Source organism: Streptomyces sp. SDT5-1, assembly GCF_052245995.1.
Taxonomy (GTDB): domain Bacteria; phylum Actinomycetota; class Actinomycetes; order Streptomycetales; family Streptomycetaceae; genus Streptomyces.
In genome coordinates, this window is record NZ_CM125963.1 from 6,656,809 (window position 1) to 6,675,223 (window position 18,415).

At 72.6% G+C, this 18,415-nt stretch carries 24 protein-coding genes; 16 read left to right on the forward strand and 8 right to left on the reverse strand.

The genetic code is table 11. The features are described 5' to 3' along the window. Positions 1-12: 12 nt before the first annotated feature. The gene (locus ACTWJ8_RS30515) at positions 13-714 is read right to left on the reverse strand and encodes a GntR family transcriptional regulator (RefSeq protein ID WP_443260836.1); all 702 of its coding nucleotides are present in this window, start codon (positions 712-714) and stop codon (positions 13-15) included. Between the two features lie 113 nt (positions 715-827). Between ACTWJ8_RS30515 and ACTWJ8_RS30520 the strand changes: the two genes are divergently transcribed. Beyond that, a complete protein-coding gene (locus tag ACTWJ8_RS30520; protein WP_443260837.1) occupies positions 828-1,319 on the forward strand; it encodes a DUF5709 domain-containing protein in 492 nt (163 codons plus the stop codon). A gap of 40 nt (positions 1,320-1,359) precedes the next feature. On the opposite strand, the gene ACTWJ8_RS30525 is transcribed toward ACTWJ8_RS30520, so the two are convergent. Then, positions 1,360-1,725: a VOC family protein gene (locus tag ACTWJ8_RS30525; RefSeq protein WP_356379359.1), complete on the reverse strand. Its 366-nt coding sequence runs from the start codon at positions 1,723-1,725 to the stop codon at positions 1,360-1,362. Between the two features lie 102 nt (positions 1,726-1,827). On the opposite strand from ACTWJ8_RS30525, the gene ACTWJ8_RS30530 reads away from it, so the two are divergent. From ACTWJ8_RS30530 to ACTWJ8_RS30595, 14 genes are read left to right on the forward strand one after another with little or no spacing between them, the layout of a single operon-like run. Beyond that, entirely contained in the window at positions 1,828-2,184 is a 357-nt protein-coding gene (locus tag ACTWJ8_RS30530; protein WP_443260838.1) for a phage holin family protein, read from the forward strand. Positions 2,185-2,190: 6 nt separating this feature from the next. Next, positions 2,191-3,534 (forward strand): NAD(P)/FAD-dependent oxidoreductase, encoded by a 1,344-nt coding sequence (locus ACTWJ8_RS30535; protein ID WP_443260839.1) that lies wholly within the window; start codon positions 2,191-2,193, stop codon positions 3,532-3,534. Beyond that, positions 3,531-5,390 carry a transketolase gene (locus ACTWJ8_RS30540; protein WP_443260840.1) on the forward strand — a complete coding sequence of 620 codons (1,860 nt, stop codon included), beginning with the start codon at positions 3,531-3,533 and terminating at the stop codon, positions 5,388-5,390. Before ACTWJ8_RS30535 ends, ACTWJ8_RS30540 begins: the two co-directional genes overlap by 4 nt. A 40-nt stretch (positions 5,391-5,430) precedes the next feature. Continuing rightward, positions 5,431-6,312 (forward strand): non-homologous end-joining DNA ligase, encoded by an 882-nt coding sequence (ligD, locus tag ACTWJ8_RS30545; RefSeq protein ID WP_443260841.1) that lies wholly within the window; start codon positions 5,431-5,433, stop codon positions 6,310-6,312. Positions 6,313-6,356: 44 nt separating this feature from the next. After that, positions 6,357-6,707, forward strand: a complete 351-nt coding sequence (locus ACTWJ8_RS30550; protein ID WP_356379374.1) for a gas vesicle protein GvpO — start codon at positions 6,357-6,359, stop codon at positions 6,705-6,707. Positions 6,708-6,762: 55 nt separating this feature from the next. Beyond that, positions 6,763-7,194, forward strand: coding sequence for a gas vesicle structural protein GvpA (locus ACTWJ8_RS30555; protein ID WP_356379377.1), 432 nt, complete (start codon positions 6,763-6,765; stop codon positions 7,192-7,194). Next, positions 7,191-7,940 (forward strand): GvpL/GvpF family gas vesicle protein, encoded by a 750-nt coding sequence (locus ACTWJ8_RS30560; protein ID WP_443260842.1) that lies wholly within the window; start codon positions 7,191-7,193, stop codon positions 7,938-7,940. Before ACTWJ8_RS30555 ends, ACTWJ8_RS30560 begins: the two co-directional genes overlap by 4 nt. A gap of 4 nt (positions 7,941-7,944) precedes the next feature. Then, the gene (locus tag ACTWJ8_RS30565; protein WP_356379383.1) at positions 7,945-8,169 is read left to right on the forward strand and encodes a gas vesicle protein GvpG; all 225 of its coding nucleotides are present in this window, start codon (positions 7,945-7,947) and stop codon (positions 8,167-8,169) included. Further along, positions 8,166-8,792 (forward strand): DNA primase, encoded by a 627-nt coding sequence (locus tag ACTWJ8_RS30570; RefSeq protein WP_356379386.1) that lies wholly within the window; start codon positions 8,166-8,168, stop codon positions 8,790-8,792. The genes ACTWJ8_RS30565 and ACTWJ8_RS30570 overlap by 4 nt, the downstream gene beginning before the upstream one ends. A 13-nt stretch (positions 8,793-8,805) precedes the next feature. Then, positions 8,806-9,864, forward strand: coding sequence for an SRPBCC family protein (locus ACTWJ8_RS30575; protein ID WP_443265035.1), 1,059 nt, complete (start codon positions 8,806-8,808; stop codon positions 9,862-9,864). After that, a complete protein-coding gene (locus ACTWJ8_RS30580) occupies positions 9,861-10,211 on the forward strand; it encodes a gas vesicle protein (RefSeq protein ID WP_443260843.1) in 351 nt (116 codons plus the stop codon). Before ACTWJ8_RS30575 ends, ACTWJ8_RS30580 begins: the two co-directional genes overlap by 4 nt. Continuing rightward, a complete protein-coding gene (locus ACTWJ8_RS30585; RefSeq protein ID WP_443260844.1) occupies positions 10,208-10,990 on the forward strand; it encodes a GvpL/GvpF family gas vesicle protein in 783 nt (260 codons plus the stop codon). Before ACTWJ8_RS30580 ends, ACTWJ8_RS30585 begins: the two co-directional genes overlap by 4 nt. After that, positions 10,987-11,184 carry a gas vesicle protein gene (locus tag ACTWJ8_RS30590; RefSeq protein WP_356379395.1) on the forward strand — a complete coding sequence of 66 codons (198 nt, stop codon included), beginning with the start codon at positions 10,987-10,989 and terminating at the stop codon, positions 11,182-11,184. The genes ACTWJ8_RS30585 and ACTWJ8_RS30590 overlap by 4 nt, the downstream gene beginning before the upstream one ends. Continuing rightward, positions 11,177-11,458 (forward strand): gas vesicle protein K, encoded by a 282-nt coding sequence (locus ACTWJ8_RS30595; protein ID WP_356379398.1) that lies wholly within the window; start codon positions 11,177-11,179, stop codon positions 11,456-11,458. The genes ACTWJ8_RS30590 and ACTWJ8_RS30595 overlap by 8 nt, the downstream gene beginning before the upstream one ends. A 6-nt stretch (positions 11,459-11,464) precedes the next feature. On the opposite strand, the gene ACTWJ8_RS30600 is transcribed toward ACTWJ8_RS30595, so the two are convergent. Both ACTWJ8_RS30600 and ACTWJ8_RS30605 read right to left on the reverse strand, forming a co-directional pair. Continuing rightward, positions 11,465-12,292 (reverse strand): class I SAM-dependent methyltransferase, encoded by an 828-nt coding sequence (locus ACTWJ8_RS30600; protein WP_443260845.1) that lies wholly within the window; start codon positions 12,290-12,292, stop codon positions 11,465-11,467. A 91-nt stretch (positions 12,293-12,383) separates the two neighbouring features. Further along, positions 12,384-13,916: a bifunctional phosphatase PAP2/diacylglycerol kinase family protein gene (locus ACTWJ8_RS30605; RefSeq protein ID WP_356379404.1), complete on the reverse strand. Its 1,533-nt coding sequence runs from the start codon at positions 13,914-13,916 to the stop codon at positions 12,384-12,386. Positions 13,917-14,000: 84 nt separating this feature from the next. On the opposite strand from ACTWJ8_RS30605, the gene ACTWJ8_RS30610 reads away from it, so the two are divergent. Then, entirely contained in the window at positions 14,001-15,623 is a 1,623-nt protein-coding gene (locus tag ACTWJ8_RS30610; protein WP_443260846.1) for an ABC-F family ATP-binding cassette domain-containing protein, read from the forward strand. Positions 15,624-15,736: 113 nt separating this feature from the next. On the opposite strand, the gene ACTWJ8_RS30615 is transcribed toward ACTWJ8_RS30610, so the two are convergent. The 4 genes from ACTWJ8_RS30615 to ACTWJ8_RS30630 form a co-directional block, all read right to left on the reverse strand. Further along, positions 15,737-16,834, reverse strand: coding sequence for a baeRF2 domain-containing protein (locus ACTWJ8_RS30615; RefSeq protein WP_443260847.1), 1,098 nt, complete (start codon positions 16,832-16,834; stop codon positions 15,737-15,739). A 43-nt stretch (positions 16,835-16,877) separates the two neighbouring features. Then, on the reverse strand, positions 16,878-17,420 hold the full coding sequence (locus ACTWJ8_RS30620; RefSeq protein ID WP_443260848.1) for a type 1 glutamine amidotransferase domain-containing protein: 543 nt from the start codon (positions 17,418-17,420) through the stop codon (positions 16,878-16,880). 64 nt (positions 17,421-17,484) lie between these two features. Then, positions 17,485-17,925 carry a CBS domain-containing protein gene (locus tag ACTWJ8_RS30625; protein WP_443260849.1) on the reverse strand — a complete coding sequence of 147 codons (441 nt, stop codon included), beginning with the start codon at positions 17,923-17,925 and terminating at the stop codon, positions 17,485-17,487. A 68-nt stretch (positions 17,926-17,993) separates the two neighbouring features. Next, a complete protein-coding gene (locus ACTWJ8_RS30630; RefSeq protein WP_356379419.1) occupies positions 17,994-18,374 on the reverse strand; it encodes a DUF2795 domain-containing protein in 381 nt (126 codons plus the stop codon). Positions 18,375-18,415: the final 41 nt, after the last annotated feature.

Below are 18,415 nucleotides of genomic sequence, written 5' to 3' on the forward strand. Positions count from 1 at the left end.
CGATCCGGAGGGTTATTCGCCCTCGGTATACAAAGTGCTGTCGCCGAAGAGCGACCGCAGGGCCACCGCCCGACTGTCCCTGACATGCAGCAGCGTGCTCGCCACCGCCAGCTCCTCGTCGCCCGCTTCGATGTGCCGGTAGATGTCGGCGTGCTGCGCCCGCATGTGCGCCGGCTCCTCGCGCAGCCCGAACAGCAGCTGGAGCTGCCAGCTCAGCTGCTCCATCGTGCGGGCGAGCAGCGGGTTCCCCGCGAGCGCCACGATCTCCTCGTGGAACGCGGTGTGCTCGGCCACCTCGCGCGTTCCCTCGTCCGCCGCGGCCGCCCGCTCGGCCCGGTCGAGGCAGGCCCGCAGCGCGTCGAGGGACGGCGGGTCCTGTGCGGTGCGGGCCCGCGCCGCGAGCCGCGACGCCTGCACGGCGAGCGGCTCCCACACCTCGTACAGATGCCGCACGTCGGTGCGCTCCAGGCGGCGAACCCGCACGCCGCTGCGCGGCAGCAGTTCGAGCAGGCCCTCGGCGACGAGCGCGCGCAGCGCCTCCCGCACGGGCACCCGCGACATCCGCAGCTCCTCGGCGACCTCCCGCTCCACGAGCCGCGCGCCCATCGGGTAGCGGCGGTCCACGATGCGCTGCCGCACCGCCTCCCGCGCCTGCGCGCTCAGGGGCGCCTTCCCCTGGGACCCCTCGTCCGCACCCGCCGTGCTGCCCGCCACGTGCACCGCCCTTCACCCGTCGTGACTCCGGGCGAGGATACGTGCATCACGGGAGTTTCCCCGCGCCCCACAGGGCACCCGTGCGCGACCGCACGGACCGAAAGGGGGCAGGCATGACCAGGCCGCACGATCCGGGGGCCGACCCGGAGGACGAGGGGATGCCCGACCTTCAGGACGGCACTCCCCAGCAGCAGGAGGCGAACGATCCGCAGCGGCTGCCCGTCGCGGGCGACGAGCCGACCGTCGCCGAGGAACGGGACACCACCGTCGACGAGGTGATCGAGGACCGCTCGCTCGACGACCGGCTGGCCGACGAGACCCCCGACATCGGCCCCGAGTCGGGCGACGGGCCGCCCGCGCCCCCGGCGGGACTCCTCTACGACGAGCCCGACCCCGACCTGCCGCGCAACCAGGACGTGTTCGCGCAGGAGGGCAGCGTCAGCGGGCTCAGCGCGGAGGAGGACGCGGTGCGCGTCGAGGACGACGAGGAGTTCGGCGTCGGCGACGACCTCGTCATCGACGACGTCGAGGCCGATCAGCTCGCCTTCGACCAGGAACCCGTGGACGAGCTGGTCCTCCAGGACGACGAGGACGAGGGCGCGTAGCTGCGCGTCGGACACCCGCGGAAGGAGGGGGCCCGGGCGCTCAGGCCTGCGCCTCCTCCGGCGCGTTCCTGTCGACGTACTCGAAGATCGAGCCGTCGGGGTGCAGCGCGATCAGATTGCGGCCCACCGGCGTCGGCACGGGGCCCGCGATGACCTTGGCGCCGGACGCGGTGAGCAGCGTGTTCGCCTCGTCGACGTCCGGGACCGCGATCGTCGCCGACACCTTGCGCAGCACGTCGATCTCCGCCTTGGGCCCGCTCATCAGGAGGAAACAGCCGACGGCGGCCACGGAGACCCCGCCGCGCTCGAACCGCATCGCTCTGGTGCCGGTGAGGTTCTCGTAGAACATGACCGAGGACTCCAGGTCCTCGACGCAGACGCGCAGCGTGGTTCCCAGGATTTCCATGGGGAGGAGCCTAGTCGGAGCCGCCGGGGGCGCGTGATCGTTTCCAGGAAGCGGACCGGCCGGCGCTCGTTACGCGATCCGGCCGCCGGGTACCCGGCGCGCATGGAACGCATGGGCGAACACATCAACGAGCAGGTGACCGACGAGCTGGCCGGACGGGTCACGCACGCCGTGCGCGAGACGCTCCGCGAGGAGTTCACCGCGAGCGTCCGGGCGCAGCGCCGCCGCGCCACCCTCTACGCGGGAGCCGGCGCCGCCGCGCTGTACGCGGGGGCCGCAGCGGCGCTCGCCCTCGGCCTCGTCCTCTCCCTCGGCATCCCCGACTGGGGTGCGGCCCTCGTGGTCGCCGCCGTGCTGGGCGTCACGGCCTTGCTGCTGCGGAACGCGGCACGGCCCGCCAAGCCCGCCGCGCCCGCCGTGCCGCCGATGCCGACAGGACCCCCGACCACGGGAGCGTGACCCGCAGTGAACCGATCCCGCGTCGTCATCGTCGGAGCCGGATTCGCCGGCTACCGGGCCGCCCGCATGCTGTCGCGGGTGGCCCGCGACACCGCCGATGTCACCCTGCTCAACCCCACCGACTACTTTCTGTACCTGCCGCTGCTGCCCCAGGTCGCCGCGGGCTCCCTCGAACCCCGCCGGGTCACCGTGTCGCTGTCCGGGACGCTGCCGCACACGCGGCTCGTGCTCGGCGAGGCCGACGGCGTGGACCTCGACGAGCGGACCGTCTCGTACACCGACCCCGAGGGCGGGCGCGGCACCCTGGAGTACGACCGCCTCGTCCTCGCCGTCGGCAGCGTGAACAAGCTGCTGCCGGTGCCGGGCGTCGCCGAGCACGCGCACGGCTTCCGCGGCATGCCGGAGGCGTTGTACCTGCGCGACCACGTGACCCGGCAGATCGAGCTCGCCGCGGCCGCCGACAACCCGGAGGAGTGCCGGGCCCGCTGCACCTTCGTGGTGGTCGGCGCCGGCTACACCGGCACCGAAGTCGCCGCTCAGGGCCAGCTGTTGACCGACGCGCTGGTGAAGAAGCAGCCGCTGCGCCGGGGCATCAGGCCGCGCTGGATGCTGCTCGACATCGCGCCGCGCGTCCTTCCGGAACTCGACCGCCACCTGTCCCGCACCGCCGACAAGGTGCTGCGGGAGCGGGGCGTCGAGGTGCGGCCGAAGACCTCCGTGAAGGAGGCCACGAAGGACGGAGTCCTCCTCGACGACGGCGAGTTCGTCGACACCCGTACGCTCGTGTGGTGCGTCGGCGTCCGCCCCGACCCGCTCGTCGCCGACCTCGGCAGGCCGCTGGAGCGCGGCCGGCTGGTCGTCGACCCGTACCTGAACGTGCCGGGACACCCCGAGGTGTTCGCGTGCGGCGACGCGGCCGCCGTGCCCGACCTGGAGAAACCGGGCGAGTACACGCCGATGACCGCGCAGCACGCCTGGCGGCAGGGGCGCGTCGCAGGGCTGAACGTCGCCGCGTCCCTCGGCAAGGGCGAGCGCCGCGACTACCGGCACAAGGACCTCGGCTTCACCGTCGACCTCGGTGGAGTGAAGGCCGCCGCCAACCCGCTCGGCGTCCCGCTCTCCGGGCCGCTCGCGGGCGCCGTCACCCGCGGCTACCACCTCGCGGCGATGCCGGGCAACCGGGTGCGGGTCGCCGCCGACTGGCTGCTCGACTCCGTACTGCCGCGCCAGGCCGTCCAGTTGGGCCTCGTGCGCTCCTGGTCGGTGCCGCTCGACACGGCGTCGCCCGAGCTGGCCCGCGTGCCCGACGACAGCCGCGACAAGAAGGACGACCAGGGAGGTGCCTCGTGACCACCACCTACAGCGAAGCCGAACTCCAAGCCCTCGGACAGCAGTTGAGGGTGGACTCGGTGCGCGCGGCGGACGCCGCCGGCTCCGGGCACCCCACCTCGTCGATGTCCGCGGCCGACCTGATGGCCGTCCTCCTGGCCCGCCATCTCCGCTACGACTTCGACCGCCCCGACCACCCCGGCAACGACCGCTTCGTCCTCTCCAAGGGCCACGCGTCGCCGCTGCTCTACGCGGCGTACAAGGCGGCCGGTGCGATCAGCGACGCCGAACTGCTCACCTTCCGCAAGCTCGGCAGCCGCCTGGAGGGCCACCCGACGCCGCAGCGCCTCCCGTGGGTCGAGACGGCCACCGGATCGCTCGGCCAGGGGCTGCCCGTCGCCGCCGGCATCGCCTGGGCGGGCAAGCGGCTCGACCGGGTCGGCTACCAGGTGTACGCCCTGTGCGGCGACAGCGAGCTGGCCGAGGGATCCGTGTGGGAGGCCGCCGAGTACGCCGGGTACGAGCAGCTCGACAACCTGATCGCGATCGTCGACGTCAACCGGCTCGGCCAGCGCGGACCCACCCGGCACGGCCACGACCTCGACGCGTACGCCCGCCGCTTCGAGGCCTTCGACTGGCACACCGTCGTCATCGACGGGCACGACGTCGCCGACATCGACCGCGCGTACGCCGAGGCCGCTTCGACCGTCGGCAAGCCCACCGTCATCCTCGCCCGCACCTTCAAGGGCAAGGGCGTCGAGGCCGTCGAGGACCGCGAGGGCGCGCACGGCAAGCCGCTGCCCGACGCCGCGGAGGCCATCGAGGAGCTCGGCGGCGACCGCGGCGTCCGGGTCTCCGTGCAGGCGCCGCCCGCCGCGCGGATCCTGCACGCCGTGCGCAGCGGGCGGATCGAACTGCCGCGCTTCGAGGTCGGCGACGAGGTCGCCACCCGCGACGCGTACGGCCAGGCGCTCACCGCGCTCGGCTCGGCGCGCGGCGACGTCGTCGCGCTCGACGGCGAGGTCGGCGACTCCACGCGCACCGAGATGTTCGCGAAGGAACACCCCGAGCGGTACGGCGAGTGCTACATCGCCGAACAACAACTCGTCGCCAGCGCCGTCGGGTTGAGCGCGCGCGGCTGGCTCCCGTACGCGGGCACCTTCGCGGCGTTCCTCACCCGCGCCCACGACTTCATCCGGATGGCGTCCGTCAGCGGCGCGAACCTCAACCTCGTCGGCTCGCACGCGGGTGTCGCCATCGGGCAGGACGGGCCGTCCCAGATGGGCCTGGAGGACCTGGCGATGCTCCGCACGGTCCACGACTCCACGGTCCTCTACCCGTGCGACGCCAACCAGACCGCCAAACTCGTCGCCGGAATGGCCGAGTTGGACGGCATCCGCTACCTGCGCACCTCGCGCGGCGCCGCTCCCGTCATCTATCCGCCGCACGAGGAGTTCCCGGTGGGCGGCAGCAAGGTGCTGCGGTCCGGGGACGACGACCGGGTGACGGTCGTCGCCGCGGGCGTCACCGTGCACGAGGCGCTGAAGGCGGCGGACGAGCTGGCGGCGGCCGGCATTCCGGTCCGGGTCGTCGACCTGTACTCGGTGAAGCCCGTCGACCGGCGTACGTTGCGGGACGCGGCGCGGGCCACCGGGTGTCTGCTCACCGTCGAGGACCACCGGGAGCAGGGCGGCATCGGGGACGCGGTGGCGGAGGCCTTCTCCGACGCGGAACCGGCGCCCCGGCTCGCGCGCCTGGGTGTCCGTACGATGCCGGGCTCGGCGTCCCCGGCCGAGCAGTTGGCCGCCGCCGGAATCGACGCGGCGGGCATCGTCGCGGCGGTGGGTCTTCTGGTGGGGCACGCGGTGACGGCGTGAGCCGGAGATTTCAAGCCCCGCGAAACCAAGGAGATCCGCTATGGGCGCCAGCCACACCGTTGAGATCAAGCGACCCGACAAGCACCTCTTCCCCGGTGTCACCAAACAGGACCTCGCCGACTACTACCGTGCCGTGGCCCCCCACATGCTGCCGCACCTCCGCGGCCGCCCCCTGATGCTGGAGCGCCACCCCGACGGCGTCGACGGCCCCCGCTTCATGCAGAAGGACACCCCCGACCACTACCCCGACTGGATCCACCGGGTGGAGGTGCCGAAGGAGGGCGGCACCGTCACGCACACCGTGTGCGACGACACCGACACCCTGATGTTCCTCGTCGACCAGGCCGCCATCACCCTGCACCGCTGGCTGTCGCGCGCCGACGACATCGACCGCCCCGACCGTCTCGTCTTCGACCTCGACCCGACGAAGGACGACTTCGAGACCGTCCGTGAGGCGGCCCGCCTGCTGCACGGGATCCTGGACGACATCGGCCTGCCGGCCGCCCCCATGACCACGGGCTCCCGCGGCGTCCATGTCGTCGTACCCCTCGACGGGCAGCAGGACTTCGACGAGGTGCGGGACTTCGCGCGGCAGGTCGCCGACACCCTCGCCGACGAGCACCCGGACGAGCTGACGACGGCCCCGCGCAAGAAGGACCGCGGCGACCGCCTCTTCCTCGACGTGCGCAACGCCTACGCGCAGACCGCCGTCGCCCCGTACACCGTGCGCGCCAGGCCGAACGCGCCCGTCGCCACCCCGCTCACCTGGCAGCAGCTCGGCTCGCCTTCCGTCGACGCCCAGCACTGGACCGTCGAGAACGCCGTCGAGCAGGCGCGCACCGACCCGTGGCAGGGCCTGCTCGGCCGGGGCCGCTCGCTCGGCCCGGCCTGGCGCAAGCTCCGCGCTCGGCAAGGGAGTTGAGGTTTGCCCCGGCCCTTCGTGGAGACCCGGTGACCGAGGCTGCCATGACGAACACAAAAAAGACGCAAGCGTCGTCGGAGCGAGAGCCCGGCGACGACAAGACCACCGAGGCGGGCGGCGCGCCGGGCCCCATGGAGGTGCTGCGCGAAGCGCGCACCCAGCTGGCGGAGCTCACCGGCATGGCGGCCGAGACCGTGTCGTCCTTCGAACGCACCGAGGACGGCTGGGAGTTGGAGATCGAGGTCCTCGAACTGGCCCGGGTCCCCGACACCATGAGCCTGCTGGCGAGCTACCAGGTGACCCTGGACCCGCACGGCGTCCTGACCGGCTACCGGCGCATCCGCCGCTACGAGCGGGGGCGTTCCGAGCCGGCACACAGGTCGGGCGGCCAGTAGGCCGCCGCGCACCGCCTCGAACCGATCACTACACAGACAGGGAGGACCGGCCTCCATGACCGTTGTCCCCGCACAGCAAGGCGGTGGCGGTGGCGGCACCAGCGGACTGTACGACGTCCTCGAACTCGTCCTGGACCGCGGGCTCGTCATCGACGCCTTCGTCCGTGTCTCGCTGGTCGGCATCGAGATCCTGAAGATCGACGTCAGGGTCGTCGTCGCCAGTGTCGACACCTACCTCCGTTTCGCCGAGGCCTGCAACCGGCTCGACCTGGAAGCAGGGCCGCACCGCGATCCCGGACTGCCCGACCTCGTCGGCGAGATGACCGAGTCCGGCGCGCGCGGCAAGTCCAAGGGGGCGCTGTCCGGCGCCGCGCAGACCATCTCCGACGCCTTCAACCAGGCCCGCGACGAGGGCCAGCAGGAGCCGAAGCGGTCCTCGTCCGGCGGGCGCAGGACCACGAGCCGCCGTAAGGAGGAGCAGGAGTGAGCAGCACGTACATCTACGCCATCGCGAGCTCCGAACACCCCTCGCTGCCGGCCGGCATGGGAGGCATCGGCGAACCCGCGCGCGAGGTGCGCGTCGTCAAGGAGGGGCCGCTCGCCGCGCTCGTCAGCGAGGCCCCCGAGGGCCTGCGGCCCAAGCGTCGCGATCTGCTCGCCCACCAGAGCGTGCTCTCCGAGGCGGGCTCGGGCGGCCCCGTGCTGCCGATGCGGTTCGGCTCCCTCGCACCCGACGACGAGTCGGTGGCGGCCGTGCTCGCCGAGCGGGCCGACCACTACCAGGAACGGCTGCGCGCCCTCGACGGCAAGGTCGAGTACAACGTGAAGGCGCAGCACGACGAGGAGGCCGTGCTGCACAAGGTGATGGTCGACAACCCCGACGTCCGTACGCTCACCGAGGCCAACAGGAAGGCGGGCGGCGGCACGTACGAGGAGCGGCTGCGCCTCGGCGAGCTGGTCGTGGCGGCCGTGCAGGCCCGTGAGGCGGAGGACGCCGTCGAGCTCCAGCGCCTCCTCGAACCCGCCGCGGCCGCCGTGTCCGCGGGGCCGGAGAGCACCGGCTGGCTCGCGAACCTGTCGTTCCTCGTCGAGAAGAAGACGGCCGAGCAGTTCCTCGCCGCCGTCGAGGAGGTCCGCGCCGGCCATCCGCACCTCGAACTCACCGTGAACGGGCCGCTGCCCCCGTACAGCTTCGTCGAGCCGGGGCCGTCCGAGCCCGCGGCGACGGACTGAGCCCATGGGCCTCATCACCGAAGTGCTGCTGCTGCCGCTCGCTCCGGTGCGCGGATCCCTGTGGGCGGTGCAGCAGGTGCTCGCGGAAGCGGAGCGGCAGTACTACGACCCGGCGGCCGTGCGTGCCGAACTCGCTCGCCTCGAGGAACGACTGGTCTCGGGCGAGATCGACCAGGAGACGTTCGACCGCGTCGAGGACGAGCTCCTCGACCGTCTGGAGGGACCTTGAACCGCACAGCGATCGGCCTCGCGGTAGGGGCCGGGTACGTCCTCGGGCGTACGAAGAAGATGAAGCTGGCCTTCGCCGTCGGCACGATGGTCGCCGGCAAGCGACTGAATCTGAGCCCGCGCGGGATCGCCGAGCTCGTGAGCACCCAACTGGAGAAGAACCCCCAGTTCAAGGAGATCGGCGACCAGCTGCGCGAGGACCTGCGCGGCGTCGGCAAGGCGGCCTCCGGGGCGCTCGTCGAGCGCCAGATCGAGGGCCTCGCGGGACGCCTGCACGACCGTACGCAGGGCGTCCGCGACCAGATCCAGGGTGTCGCCCCCGACGCGGACGACGTACGGGACGCGGGGGAGCGGGTCACAGGAGTCGCCACCGGCCGAGGCCGCGACCGCGGGCAGGACGAGGAGCGGTACGACGACGAAGCCGCCGACGAGCCCGACGAAGAGCCCGAGGAGGAGCGCCGCCCGGCCCCCTCCAGGACCGCCACGAAGAAGGCGGCCAAGAAGGCTCCCGCCAAGAAGAAGGCGCCCGCCCCCGCGAACAAGCGCGCCGCGGGCCCGCAGGCGGCCAAGAAGACCGCGGCGAAGAAGAAGGCCGCCGCGAAGGGAGGCCGTGGCCGTGGCTGACCGTTCGAAGGACATGCTCGGCGGCCTCGCGAAGAGCGAGGCCGCGGACCACCTCAAGGCGGAGCTCCAGGACTTCCTCGCCGCGCAGGCCCAGCGCATGCTGATCGGCGCGGGCCGCAAGCTCGGCGAGACCACCGTGAAGCTCAACGACATCGCCGAGGGCAACAGCCCGGGATTCGCCAAGCTGGCGCTCGACGGCGGCCGCAAGCTCGCCGAGGGCAAGGGTCCGCTGCGCAGCGCGGTGGAGCTCGGCGCGAGCCACCTCAAGGACAACGTCGTCGGCGCCTTCAAGGGGCTCGGCGGCAAGGGCAAGGGCGGCAGGAAGGGCGGCGCGGGAAAGAAGCCCACCGTCATCATCGAGTTCATCGACGTCGGCGTCGACCTGCGCACCGCCTACGACCAGTGGACGCAGTACCAGGACTTCAGCACCTTCGCCAAGGGCGTCAAGAACGCGAACCGCGCCGACGACGTCACGTCCGACTGGCAGCTCAAGGTCTTCTGGTCCAACCGCAGTTGGAAGGCGCACACCACCGAGCAGCACCCCGACGACCGGATCGCCTGGACGTCGGAGGGCGCCAAGGGCACCACGAAGGGCGTCGTCTCCTTCCATCCGATGGGCGAGCGGCTCACCCGGGTCCTGCTGCTCATCGAGTACTACCCGAAGGGCCTGTTCGAGAAGACCGGCAACATCTGGCGCGCCCAGGGCCGCAGGGCCCGGCTCGACCTCAAGCACTACGCGCGGTTCGTGACGCTGCGCGGCGACACCCCCGAGGGGTGGCGCGGCGAGATCGAGGAGGGCGAGGTCGTGCGCACGCACGAGGACGCGCTCGCCGAGGAGGAACAGGAACACGAGCAGGACCAGCGGGACCAGTCGGCTGAGCCCGATGAGGAGCCGGACGAGGAGTACGAGGACGAGGCCGACGAGGAACCGTACGACGAGGAGCCGGAGGAGCCCGAGGACGAGTACGAGGAAGAGAAGTACGAGGACGAGGACGAGGGCGACGAGTACGAGTACGAGGACGAGGAACCCGCGTCCGAACGGCAGCCCGCCGGGAGCGGAGCCCGCCGATGACGACAGCGAGCCGCTTCCCCGACACCTACCGGGGTGACGGCGGGGCCAATCTCGCCGACATCCTGGAGCGCGTCCTCGACAAGGGCATCGTGATCGCGGGCGACATCCGCATCAACCTGCTCGACATCGAACTCCTCACCATCAAACTGCGCCTGATCGTCGCCTCCATCGACAAGGCCAAGGAGATGGGCATCGACTGGTGGGAGGACGACCCGGCCCTCTCGTCGGGCGCCCGCCGCAAGGAACTCGCCCGTGAGAACGCCGAGTTGAAGCAGCGCATCGCCGACCTCGAACTCGACGAGGGCAGCACGCGACGTGCCAGAGAGAACGAGAGGGGATCGCCGTGACCGCCGACGAACCGCGCCAGCTGCGCTACGTGTACGCCGTGTGCCATCCGCTCGACGCCCCGCTCCAGGCCGAACTCACCGGCGTGGCCGACGCCCCGCCGCGCCAGCTCGAGCACCACGGCCTGGTCGCCGTCGTCGGCGCCGTGCCCGAGCGCGACTTCGCGGAGGAACCGCTCCGCGCCCACCTGGAGGACCTGGACTGGCTGACCGGGACCGCCCGCGCCCACCAGAACGTGATCGCCGCGCTCACCACGGTCACCAGCCCCCTCCCGCTCCGCCTCGCCACGGTCTTCCGTGACGACAGCGGCGTACGGGCCATGCTGGAGCAGGAGGAGGAACGCTTCCGGGACGGCCTCGACCGGCTCGCGGGCCGCGTCGAGTGGGGCGTCAAGGTGTACGTCGAGGAGCCCGAGCCCGAGGCGAAGGCGCCACCGGCTCCGGCGGCATCGGGCCGTGACTATCTGCGCCGCCGCCGCGCCGAGCGCACCGCGCGCGACGACACCTGGCGGCGCGCCGAACGCTTCGCGCAGGAGCTGCACGACGAGCTGGCCGAGCACGCCGCGCACACCCGGCTGCACCCGCCGCAGAACCCGGAACTGTCCCGCGCGAGCGGCCTGAACGTGCTCAACGCGGCGTATCTCGTGGAGCGTTCGGCGGCGGAGGAGTTCGTGGAGCGCGTCGACGCCACCAAGGACCGGGAGCCCGGCCTGCGCGTCGAGCTGACCGGGCCGTGGGCCGGCTACTCGTTCACGGCCGACGAGGAGGGGGAGCGGGCATGACGGTCGTCGAACGGCGCGAGATCGCCCTGGTCGACCTCCTCGACCGGCTGCTCGCGGGCGGCGTCGTCCTCGCGGGCGACGTCACCCTGCGCATCGCCGACGTCGACCTGGTGCGCATCGATCTCAACGCGCTGATCAGCTCGGTCAACGAACAGGTCCCCTCGCCCTGGCCGGAGGTACTGGACGGTGAGTGAACGGCGCCGCATCGAACTCGAACCCGACACCGTCGAGCGCGACCTGATGAAGCTCGTGCTCACCCTTGTCGAGCTGCTGCGCCAGCTCATGGAGCGGCAGGCGATCCGCCGCTTCGACGTCGGCGACCTCACGGAGGACCAGGAGGAGCGGGTCGGTCTGACCCTGATGCTCCTGGAGGACCGCATGGAGCAGCTGCGGGAGCGCTACGGGCTGCGGCCCGAGGACCTGAACATCGACCTCGGACCGCTGGGCCCGCTGCTGCCGCGCTCCTGAGCCGGTTCAGGCGGTGCGGGGCTTGCGCGCGAGGATCTCCCCGTGCAGCACGCCGAACCAGGCGTCCTCGTGCGCGCCCCATTCCCGCCAGGCCGCGGACACGGCCGCCAGCTGCTCGGGGGTCGCGTGGCCGCCGCCCGTCGCGCGGTCGGCGTAGGCGGAGGCGAGCGTGCGGTCCGCCCACAGCTCGCTCCACCAGGCGATCTCCTCGGGCGTCGAGTAGCACCACGTACCGGCGGAGCACGTCAGGTCCTCCTGGGCGAAACCGGCCTTCAGGGCCCAGGACTTCAGGAACCGCCCGGCGTCCGGCTCGCCGCCGTTGGCGCGGGTGACCCGCTCGTACAGGTCGAGCCACTGGTCCATGGCGGGCAGTCGCGGGAACCAGGAGAACGCCGCGTAATCGGATTCCCGTACCGCGATGATCCCGCCGGGCTTCGTCACCCGGCGCATCTCGCGCAGCGCCTGCACGGGGTCGCCGACGTGCTGGAGCACCTGGTGGGCGTGCACGACGCAGAACGTGTCGTCGGGCCAGTCCAGCGCGTGCACGTCCGCCGTCGTGAAGTCGACGTTCGTCAGGCCCCGCTCGGCCGCCGTGGCGCGCGCCTGGTCCAGGATGCCCTCGGCGTGGTCGGCGCCGGTGACATGCCCGTCGGGGACCAGGGCCGCCAGGTCGGCGGTGATGGTGCCGGGGCCGCAGCCGACGTCGAGGATCTTCATGTGCGGCTTGAGCGAGTCGAGCAGGTAGGCCGCCGAGTTGGCGGCGGTGCGCCAGGTGTGCGAGCGGAGCACCGACTCGTGATGTCCGTGCGTGTATACGGCGGTCTCCTGCGGCATGACCGGATCCCTTCGTCTAGGCGTGACGATCACGGTACGCCGGTCACCCGCATTTTGAGATACCCGTATTGCCATGTGGACTGACGGCGAGTCAGAGAATCGCGTGCGGGCGGTACACGCGCAGCGCCTCGTGCTCCTTGTCGACCAGCAACTCGCCTCCGCACTCGGTGACTTCGCCGTCGAACGCCAGCGGAGTGCCCGGCTCGACGCCGTCCACCCGCAGCCGCGTCAGCCGGGTCGCCGTGTGGAACGGGGAGCGCGACAGCGGCCCCGAGACGGCCGCCGCGAGCAGCCGCACCCCGGGCAGCCGGCCGCCGTCCACGGTCCGCACGTCGAGCAGCCCGTCGGCCAGGCTCGCCCGGCGGCCCGCGGTGAGCCCCATCCGCCGGTACGTGCAGTTTCCGGCGAACAGCAGCCACAACGGCCGCTTCCTGCCGTGCAGTTCGACGCTCAGCGGGTGGTCGCGGCGCAGCACGTGCACCGCCGCCACGACGTCCGCGAGCCGCCCGCCGATCCGCCCCGACCAGCGCTGCCGCTCCCGCACCAGCTCCGGGTACGCGCCGAGGCTCAGCGTGTTGAGGAAGATCCCCGACCCGTGCTCCGACGTGAAGCGGCCGACGTCCACCGCGACCGCGTGCCCGGCCTGCACCGCACGCGCCAGATCCCCGGCGTCCTCGATGCCGAGGTCGTACGAGAAGTGGTTCAGGGTGCCGCCGGGCAGCACCGCGAGCGGCAGGCGGTGCCGCAGCGCCACCCGCGCGGCCGTGTTCACCGAGCCGTCGCCGCCCGAGATGCCGAGCGCGCGGGCGCGCGGCGCCGCCTTCTCCAGCTGCTGCTCCAGCTCGTCGCCCGCGCACTCGACGTACTCGGCGTGCGGCAGCACGTCCCGCAGCGCCCGCACCCGCTCAGGAGTGCCCGCCCCGGAGTTCACGACCATCACCAGGCCCTCGCCGCCCGGCAGCGCCGGGACGTCGTCCACCAGGGGGCGGCCCGGCGACGGCATCTGGTCGCGCGTCGGCACCAGGCCGCGCACCGCGAAGGCCGCGCCCGCGCCGAGCGCCGCGCCCGCGAGGACGTCGGCGGGGAAGTGGGCGCCGGTGTAGACGCGGGACGCCGCCACCGAGAACGCCACGGGGGCGACCAGCGCGCCGAGGCCACGGGACTCCAGGGCCACGCCCGTCGCGAAGGCGGCGGCCGACGCCGAGTGCCCGGAGGGGAACGACGTCGTGAACGGTTGCCGCTTCAGGCGGCGTACCAGCGGCACCGGGTCGATCGCGGGCCGCGCCCTGCGCACCGAACGCTTGCCGAGCGTGTTGATGGTGGCCGACGCGAGCGCCAGGGAGGCGAGCCCGCGCACCGCGGCGCGGCGGGCGCGCGGCGAACCGGTGGCGGCGAGCGCCCCGCCCACGGCGAACCACAGCACGCCGTGGTTCGCCGAGCGGCTCAGCCGCGGCAGGATCCGCTCGGCGCCCGGCCAGTGCGCGCCCGCGGCGAACTCGAACACCTTCAGGTCGAGCGCGGCCAGCCGGTCGCGCACCGTGGGCGGCGCCGGCGGGGGCGTGTCGAACGGCGGGACCTGGGGGAGCGGACGGGTGAGCGGCTTGGGTCGCTTCAGCGGAGACATGGATGACTGGTACCCCGGCCCGTCGCCCGCACCCCGGCCAATTCGTTTGCCCGTCACCCGCACGGGCGTCCAGAATGCGGGATCATGGGACATCTGGAAGCGGCACATCTCGAGTACTACCTCCCCGACGGGAGGGCCCTGCTCGGCGATGTGTCGTTCCGGGTCGGCGAGGGCGCGGTCGTCGCGCTGGTCGGTCCGAACGGCGCGGGCAAGACGACGCTCCTGCGGCTGATCTCCGGCGAGCTCCAGCCGCACGGCGGCTCCGTCACCGTCGGCGGCGGCCTCGGCGTGATGCGCCAGTTCGTGGGCTCGGTGCGCGACGAGACGACGGTCCGCGACCTGCTCGTGTCGGTGTCGGCGCCGCGCATCAGGGACGCGGCGAAGGCGGTCGACGAGGCCGAGCACCTGATCATGACCGTCGACGACGAGGCCGCGCAGATGAGGTACGCGCAGGCCCTCGCCGACTGGGCGGAGGCGCAGGGGTACGAGGCGGAGACCCTCTGGGACATGTGCACGACGGCGGCGCTCGGCATGCCGTACGACAAGGCCCAGTTCCGCGAGGTCCGCACGCTGTCCGGTGGCGAGCAGAAGCGGCTCGTCCTCGAAGCCCTGCTGCGCGGCACCGACGAGGTGCTGCTCCTCGACGAGCCGGACAACTATCTCGACGTGCCCGGCAAGCGGTGGCTGGAGGAGAAGCTCCGCGAGACCCGCAAGACGGTCCTCTTCGTCTCGCACGACCGGGAACTCCTCGCCCGCTCCGCCGAGAAGATCGTCAGCGTCGAGCCGAGCCTCGGCGGGGCCGACGCGTGGGTGCACGGCGGCGGATTCGCCACGTACCACGAGGCGCGCCGCGAGCGCTTCGCCCGCTTCGAGGAGCTGCGCCGTCGCTGGGACGAGAAGCACGCGCAACTGAAGAAGCTGGTCGTGAACCTCCGGCAGGCGGCCTCCGTCAGCCACGAGATGGCCTCCCGGTACGCCGCGGCGCAGACGCGACTGCGGAAGTTCGAGGAGGCGGGCCCGCCGCCGGAGCCGCCGCGCGAGCAGGACATCACGATGCGGCTCAAGGGAGGCCGCACCGGCGTCCGGGCGGTGACCTGCGAGAACCTCGAACTCACCGGCCTGATGAAGCCCTTCTCCCTCGAGGTCTTCTACGGCGAGCGGGTCGCGGTCCTCGGGTCGAACGGTTCGGGCAAGTCGCACTTCCTGCGGCTGCTGGCGGGTGACGAGTCGGTCGCGCACACCGGGGCGTGGAAGCTCGGCGCGCGCGTCGTGCCGGGGCACTTCGCCCAGACCCACGCCCACCCGGAGCTCCAGGGGCGGCCGCTCCTCGACATCCTGTGGCGCGACCACGCGAAGGACCGGGGCGCGGCGATGGCGCTGCTGCGGCGGTACGAGCTGACGGCGCAGGCGGAGCAGAAGTTCGAGCGGTTGTCCGGTGGCCAGCAGGCCCGCTTCCAGATCCTGCTCCTGGAGCTGGAGGGCGCGACGGCGCTGCTCCTCGACGAGCCGACGGACAACCTCGACCTGGAATCGGCCGAGGCGCTCCAGGAGGGGCTCGAATCCTTCGACGGGACGGTGCTCGCGGTCACCCACGACCGCTGGTTCGCCCGCGCGTTCGACCGTTACTTGGTCTTCGGCTCGGACGGCAACGTCCGCGAGTCCACGGACCCCGTCTGGGACGAACGCCGCGTCGAACGAACCCGCTGAATCGCCGGCGGGGCCTGTGCGATCCAGCGGGGGTGAGTAATTCAAGCCCCTGCGGCGCTTGAGCAGCGGGGCCCGGGGCGGAGCCCCGAGGCGTGAGGACGGTGCCGCGGAACCTACTCCGACCAGCGGAGGAGCGCGCCCAGGCCGCCCGCGGGCGCCGCCGAAGGATCGGCGCCCGCGACGGAAAGCCCCGCCGCACCGCTCGCGGAAGCGCACCGCATGAGCGCGTCGTCGGCCCGCGCCGACACCACGTCGCCCCCGCCCAACGCCTCCGCGTCGGTCCGCCGCACCCCGAGCTGGTCCGGACTGTCACCGACCCACACCTCACGGTGCGCGTCGGGCCCGTCCGAGCGGATGAGGAGCTCCGCGATCCGGTGCTCACGCGCCGCGTCCACGAGCGCGGGAACGCCCTCCGCCGCGGCCTCTCCCTGTCCGCGCGCCTCGGCGAACAGCGCCAGGTCGTGCGCGGCGCGCATCGCCACCTGTTCCGCCCTGGCCTGCTCGAGCTCGCTGTTGAGGAGCCGGCTCTCCGCCCCGTGCCTGGCCCGGACCGCGGAGTCCTTCAGCTGGTGCGGCAGCCGGTCCCGTACGGCGACGCACTCCCGGTCGTCGCCGACCAGGACGACGAGCTCGGCCCGCGTCTCGGCCTGGCAGCGGGCGAGCGCCTCGGCGATCTCCCCGGCGTTGTGCTCCCAGGTGTTCTCCACCCGCAGCTGGAAGTGCCGCTCGGACCAGTCGGCGGAGCCGGTGCGGTGGACCGGCCACTGCTGCCCGGTCACCTTGCCCGCCGTCGATTCGCCGCGCGCGGAGCGCAGCTCGAAGTCGGCCCCGGTCCTGTCGATGTACGCGACGAGGCACAGCGGGTCCTCGCCCACGAGGTCGAGCAGCGGCGTGGTGTGCGGGAGTGCCGCCCAGTGCGCCGACGTCTGCCCCGGCGGGGTGCTCAGCGCCGGATCGAGGACGACCTCGCCGTCGCGGCCGAAGAAGGCCCGCCCGACGGGTTCGCTGGAGTGCTTCAGGTCCTCGACGGCGGCCCGCATCGCCTGCGCGGTCGCCTCGTCGGCGCCGGCCGCGGCGAGCGCGCGCTGCACGCCGAGCGCCTCCAACGACCGCTCTTCGGCGGTGGATTCGGTGTGCCGTGACGTGTCGACGTACACGGAGGCCCAGGGGCCGGGCCGATTGCAGAGGGGGGTGAGGAACGCGAGGTCCATGGCTGCCTCCTGAAGGTCGTGGGTGCGGTGGGCCGACCCCGGCTCAGGTGCCGCTGACCTGCTTGAGCAGGGCCGCGTCGAAGGCCTTGAGGTCGTCCGGACGGCGGCTGGTGACCAGCACGTTCGGTCCTGCGGTGCAGACCTTGACCTGCTCGTCGACCCAGGTGCCGCCCGCGTTGCGGATGTCGGTGGCGAGGCTGGGGAACGAGGTCAGCGTCCGGTCGCGCACCACGTCGGCCTCGACGAGCGTCCACGGCGCGTGGCAGATCGCCGCGACCGGCAGCCCCTTCGTGAAGAAGTTCTTCACGAACGCCACCGCGTCGGGGTCGGTTCGCAACAGGTCGGGGTTGGCGACGCCGCCCGGCAGCACCAGCGCGTCGAAGCCGTCCGCCGACGACTTCAGCGCCGCCACCGTCTCGTCGACGGGGAACTTGTCCGCCTTGTCGAGGTGGTCGAAGGCCTGGATCTCGCCCTGCTGCGTGGACACGAGCACGGGCTCGCCGCCCGCGTCCCGCACCGCCTGCCAGGGGTCGGTCAGCTCGATCTGCTCGGTCCCCTCCGGTGCCACCAGGAACGCGATACGCATCGTCGTCAACTCCCTTGCTGTGTACTGCTGTTCATTGGCTCGGGGCCGGGCGGGGCGCCCGCCCTCAGGCGGGGCCCTCGTCCGTCCGGCCGTCGGGCAGGGCGCCGCTGATGTCGGCGAGCGCGGACTCCGGGTCCTGGCTCAGCGCCAGATCGCCCAGGCTGACCATCCCGACCGGGTGCCCGTCCTGCACGACCGGCAGCCGGCGCACCGCGTACTCCCGCATCAGCGCCACCGCGGCGGCCACGTCGTCGTCCGGGCCGATGGCCACCGGGTGCGGAGTGCACACCGCCTCGGCGCTCACCGTGAGCGGATCGGCCCCGTCGGCGACGGCCCGCAGCGCGATGTCACGGTCCGTGAGCACGCCCACGACCTGTGCCTCGTCCGCCACCAGTACATCGCCGATGTCCTGCGCCCGCATCAGCTGGGCGGCCTCGACGAGCGAGGCGTCGGGACGCACCGTGACGACGCCGGGTGTCATGACTTCCCTCACCACATCGGCCATCGGTATCCGGCCTTTCTGATCTTCGGGTGCACCGTGAATGTCGGCCCATGTACCCGACCGATCCGGAGCTATTCCCCGCTGTTTGTAAGGGCCTTGGCCAGGTCCGAGGCCGTGCGGAAGACGGTCTTCCCGGGCAGTGCCGCCACCGGTTCGACGAGCCGGTCGGGTGCGGACCGCTCGCGCAGCAGCTGCGCGAGCGTCGGCGGTGTGGCCGGAAACGAACTCCGGCCGAGCAGCCGGCCGAGCTCCGAGCGGACGGCGTCGAGCCGCTCGGGTCCTGGGCCCGGTTCCACGGGGCCGCCCGCCACCTCCGGATCGTCGTCCGCGGCGGGCTCGGGGTCGTTCCACTCCTCGGCCCTGGTGTGGTGCCCGGACCGCAACAGGCCCTGGAGCTCGTGCTTCATCTCGTCGTCGCGGTGGACGCTCAGCCGGTCGCTGCCTCGCTGCATCGTTTCCTCCAGTGACTCGGCGGTGCCCGACGCGTACCCGA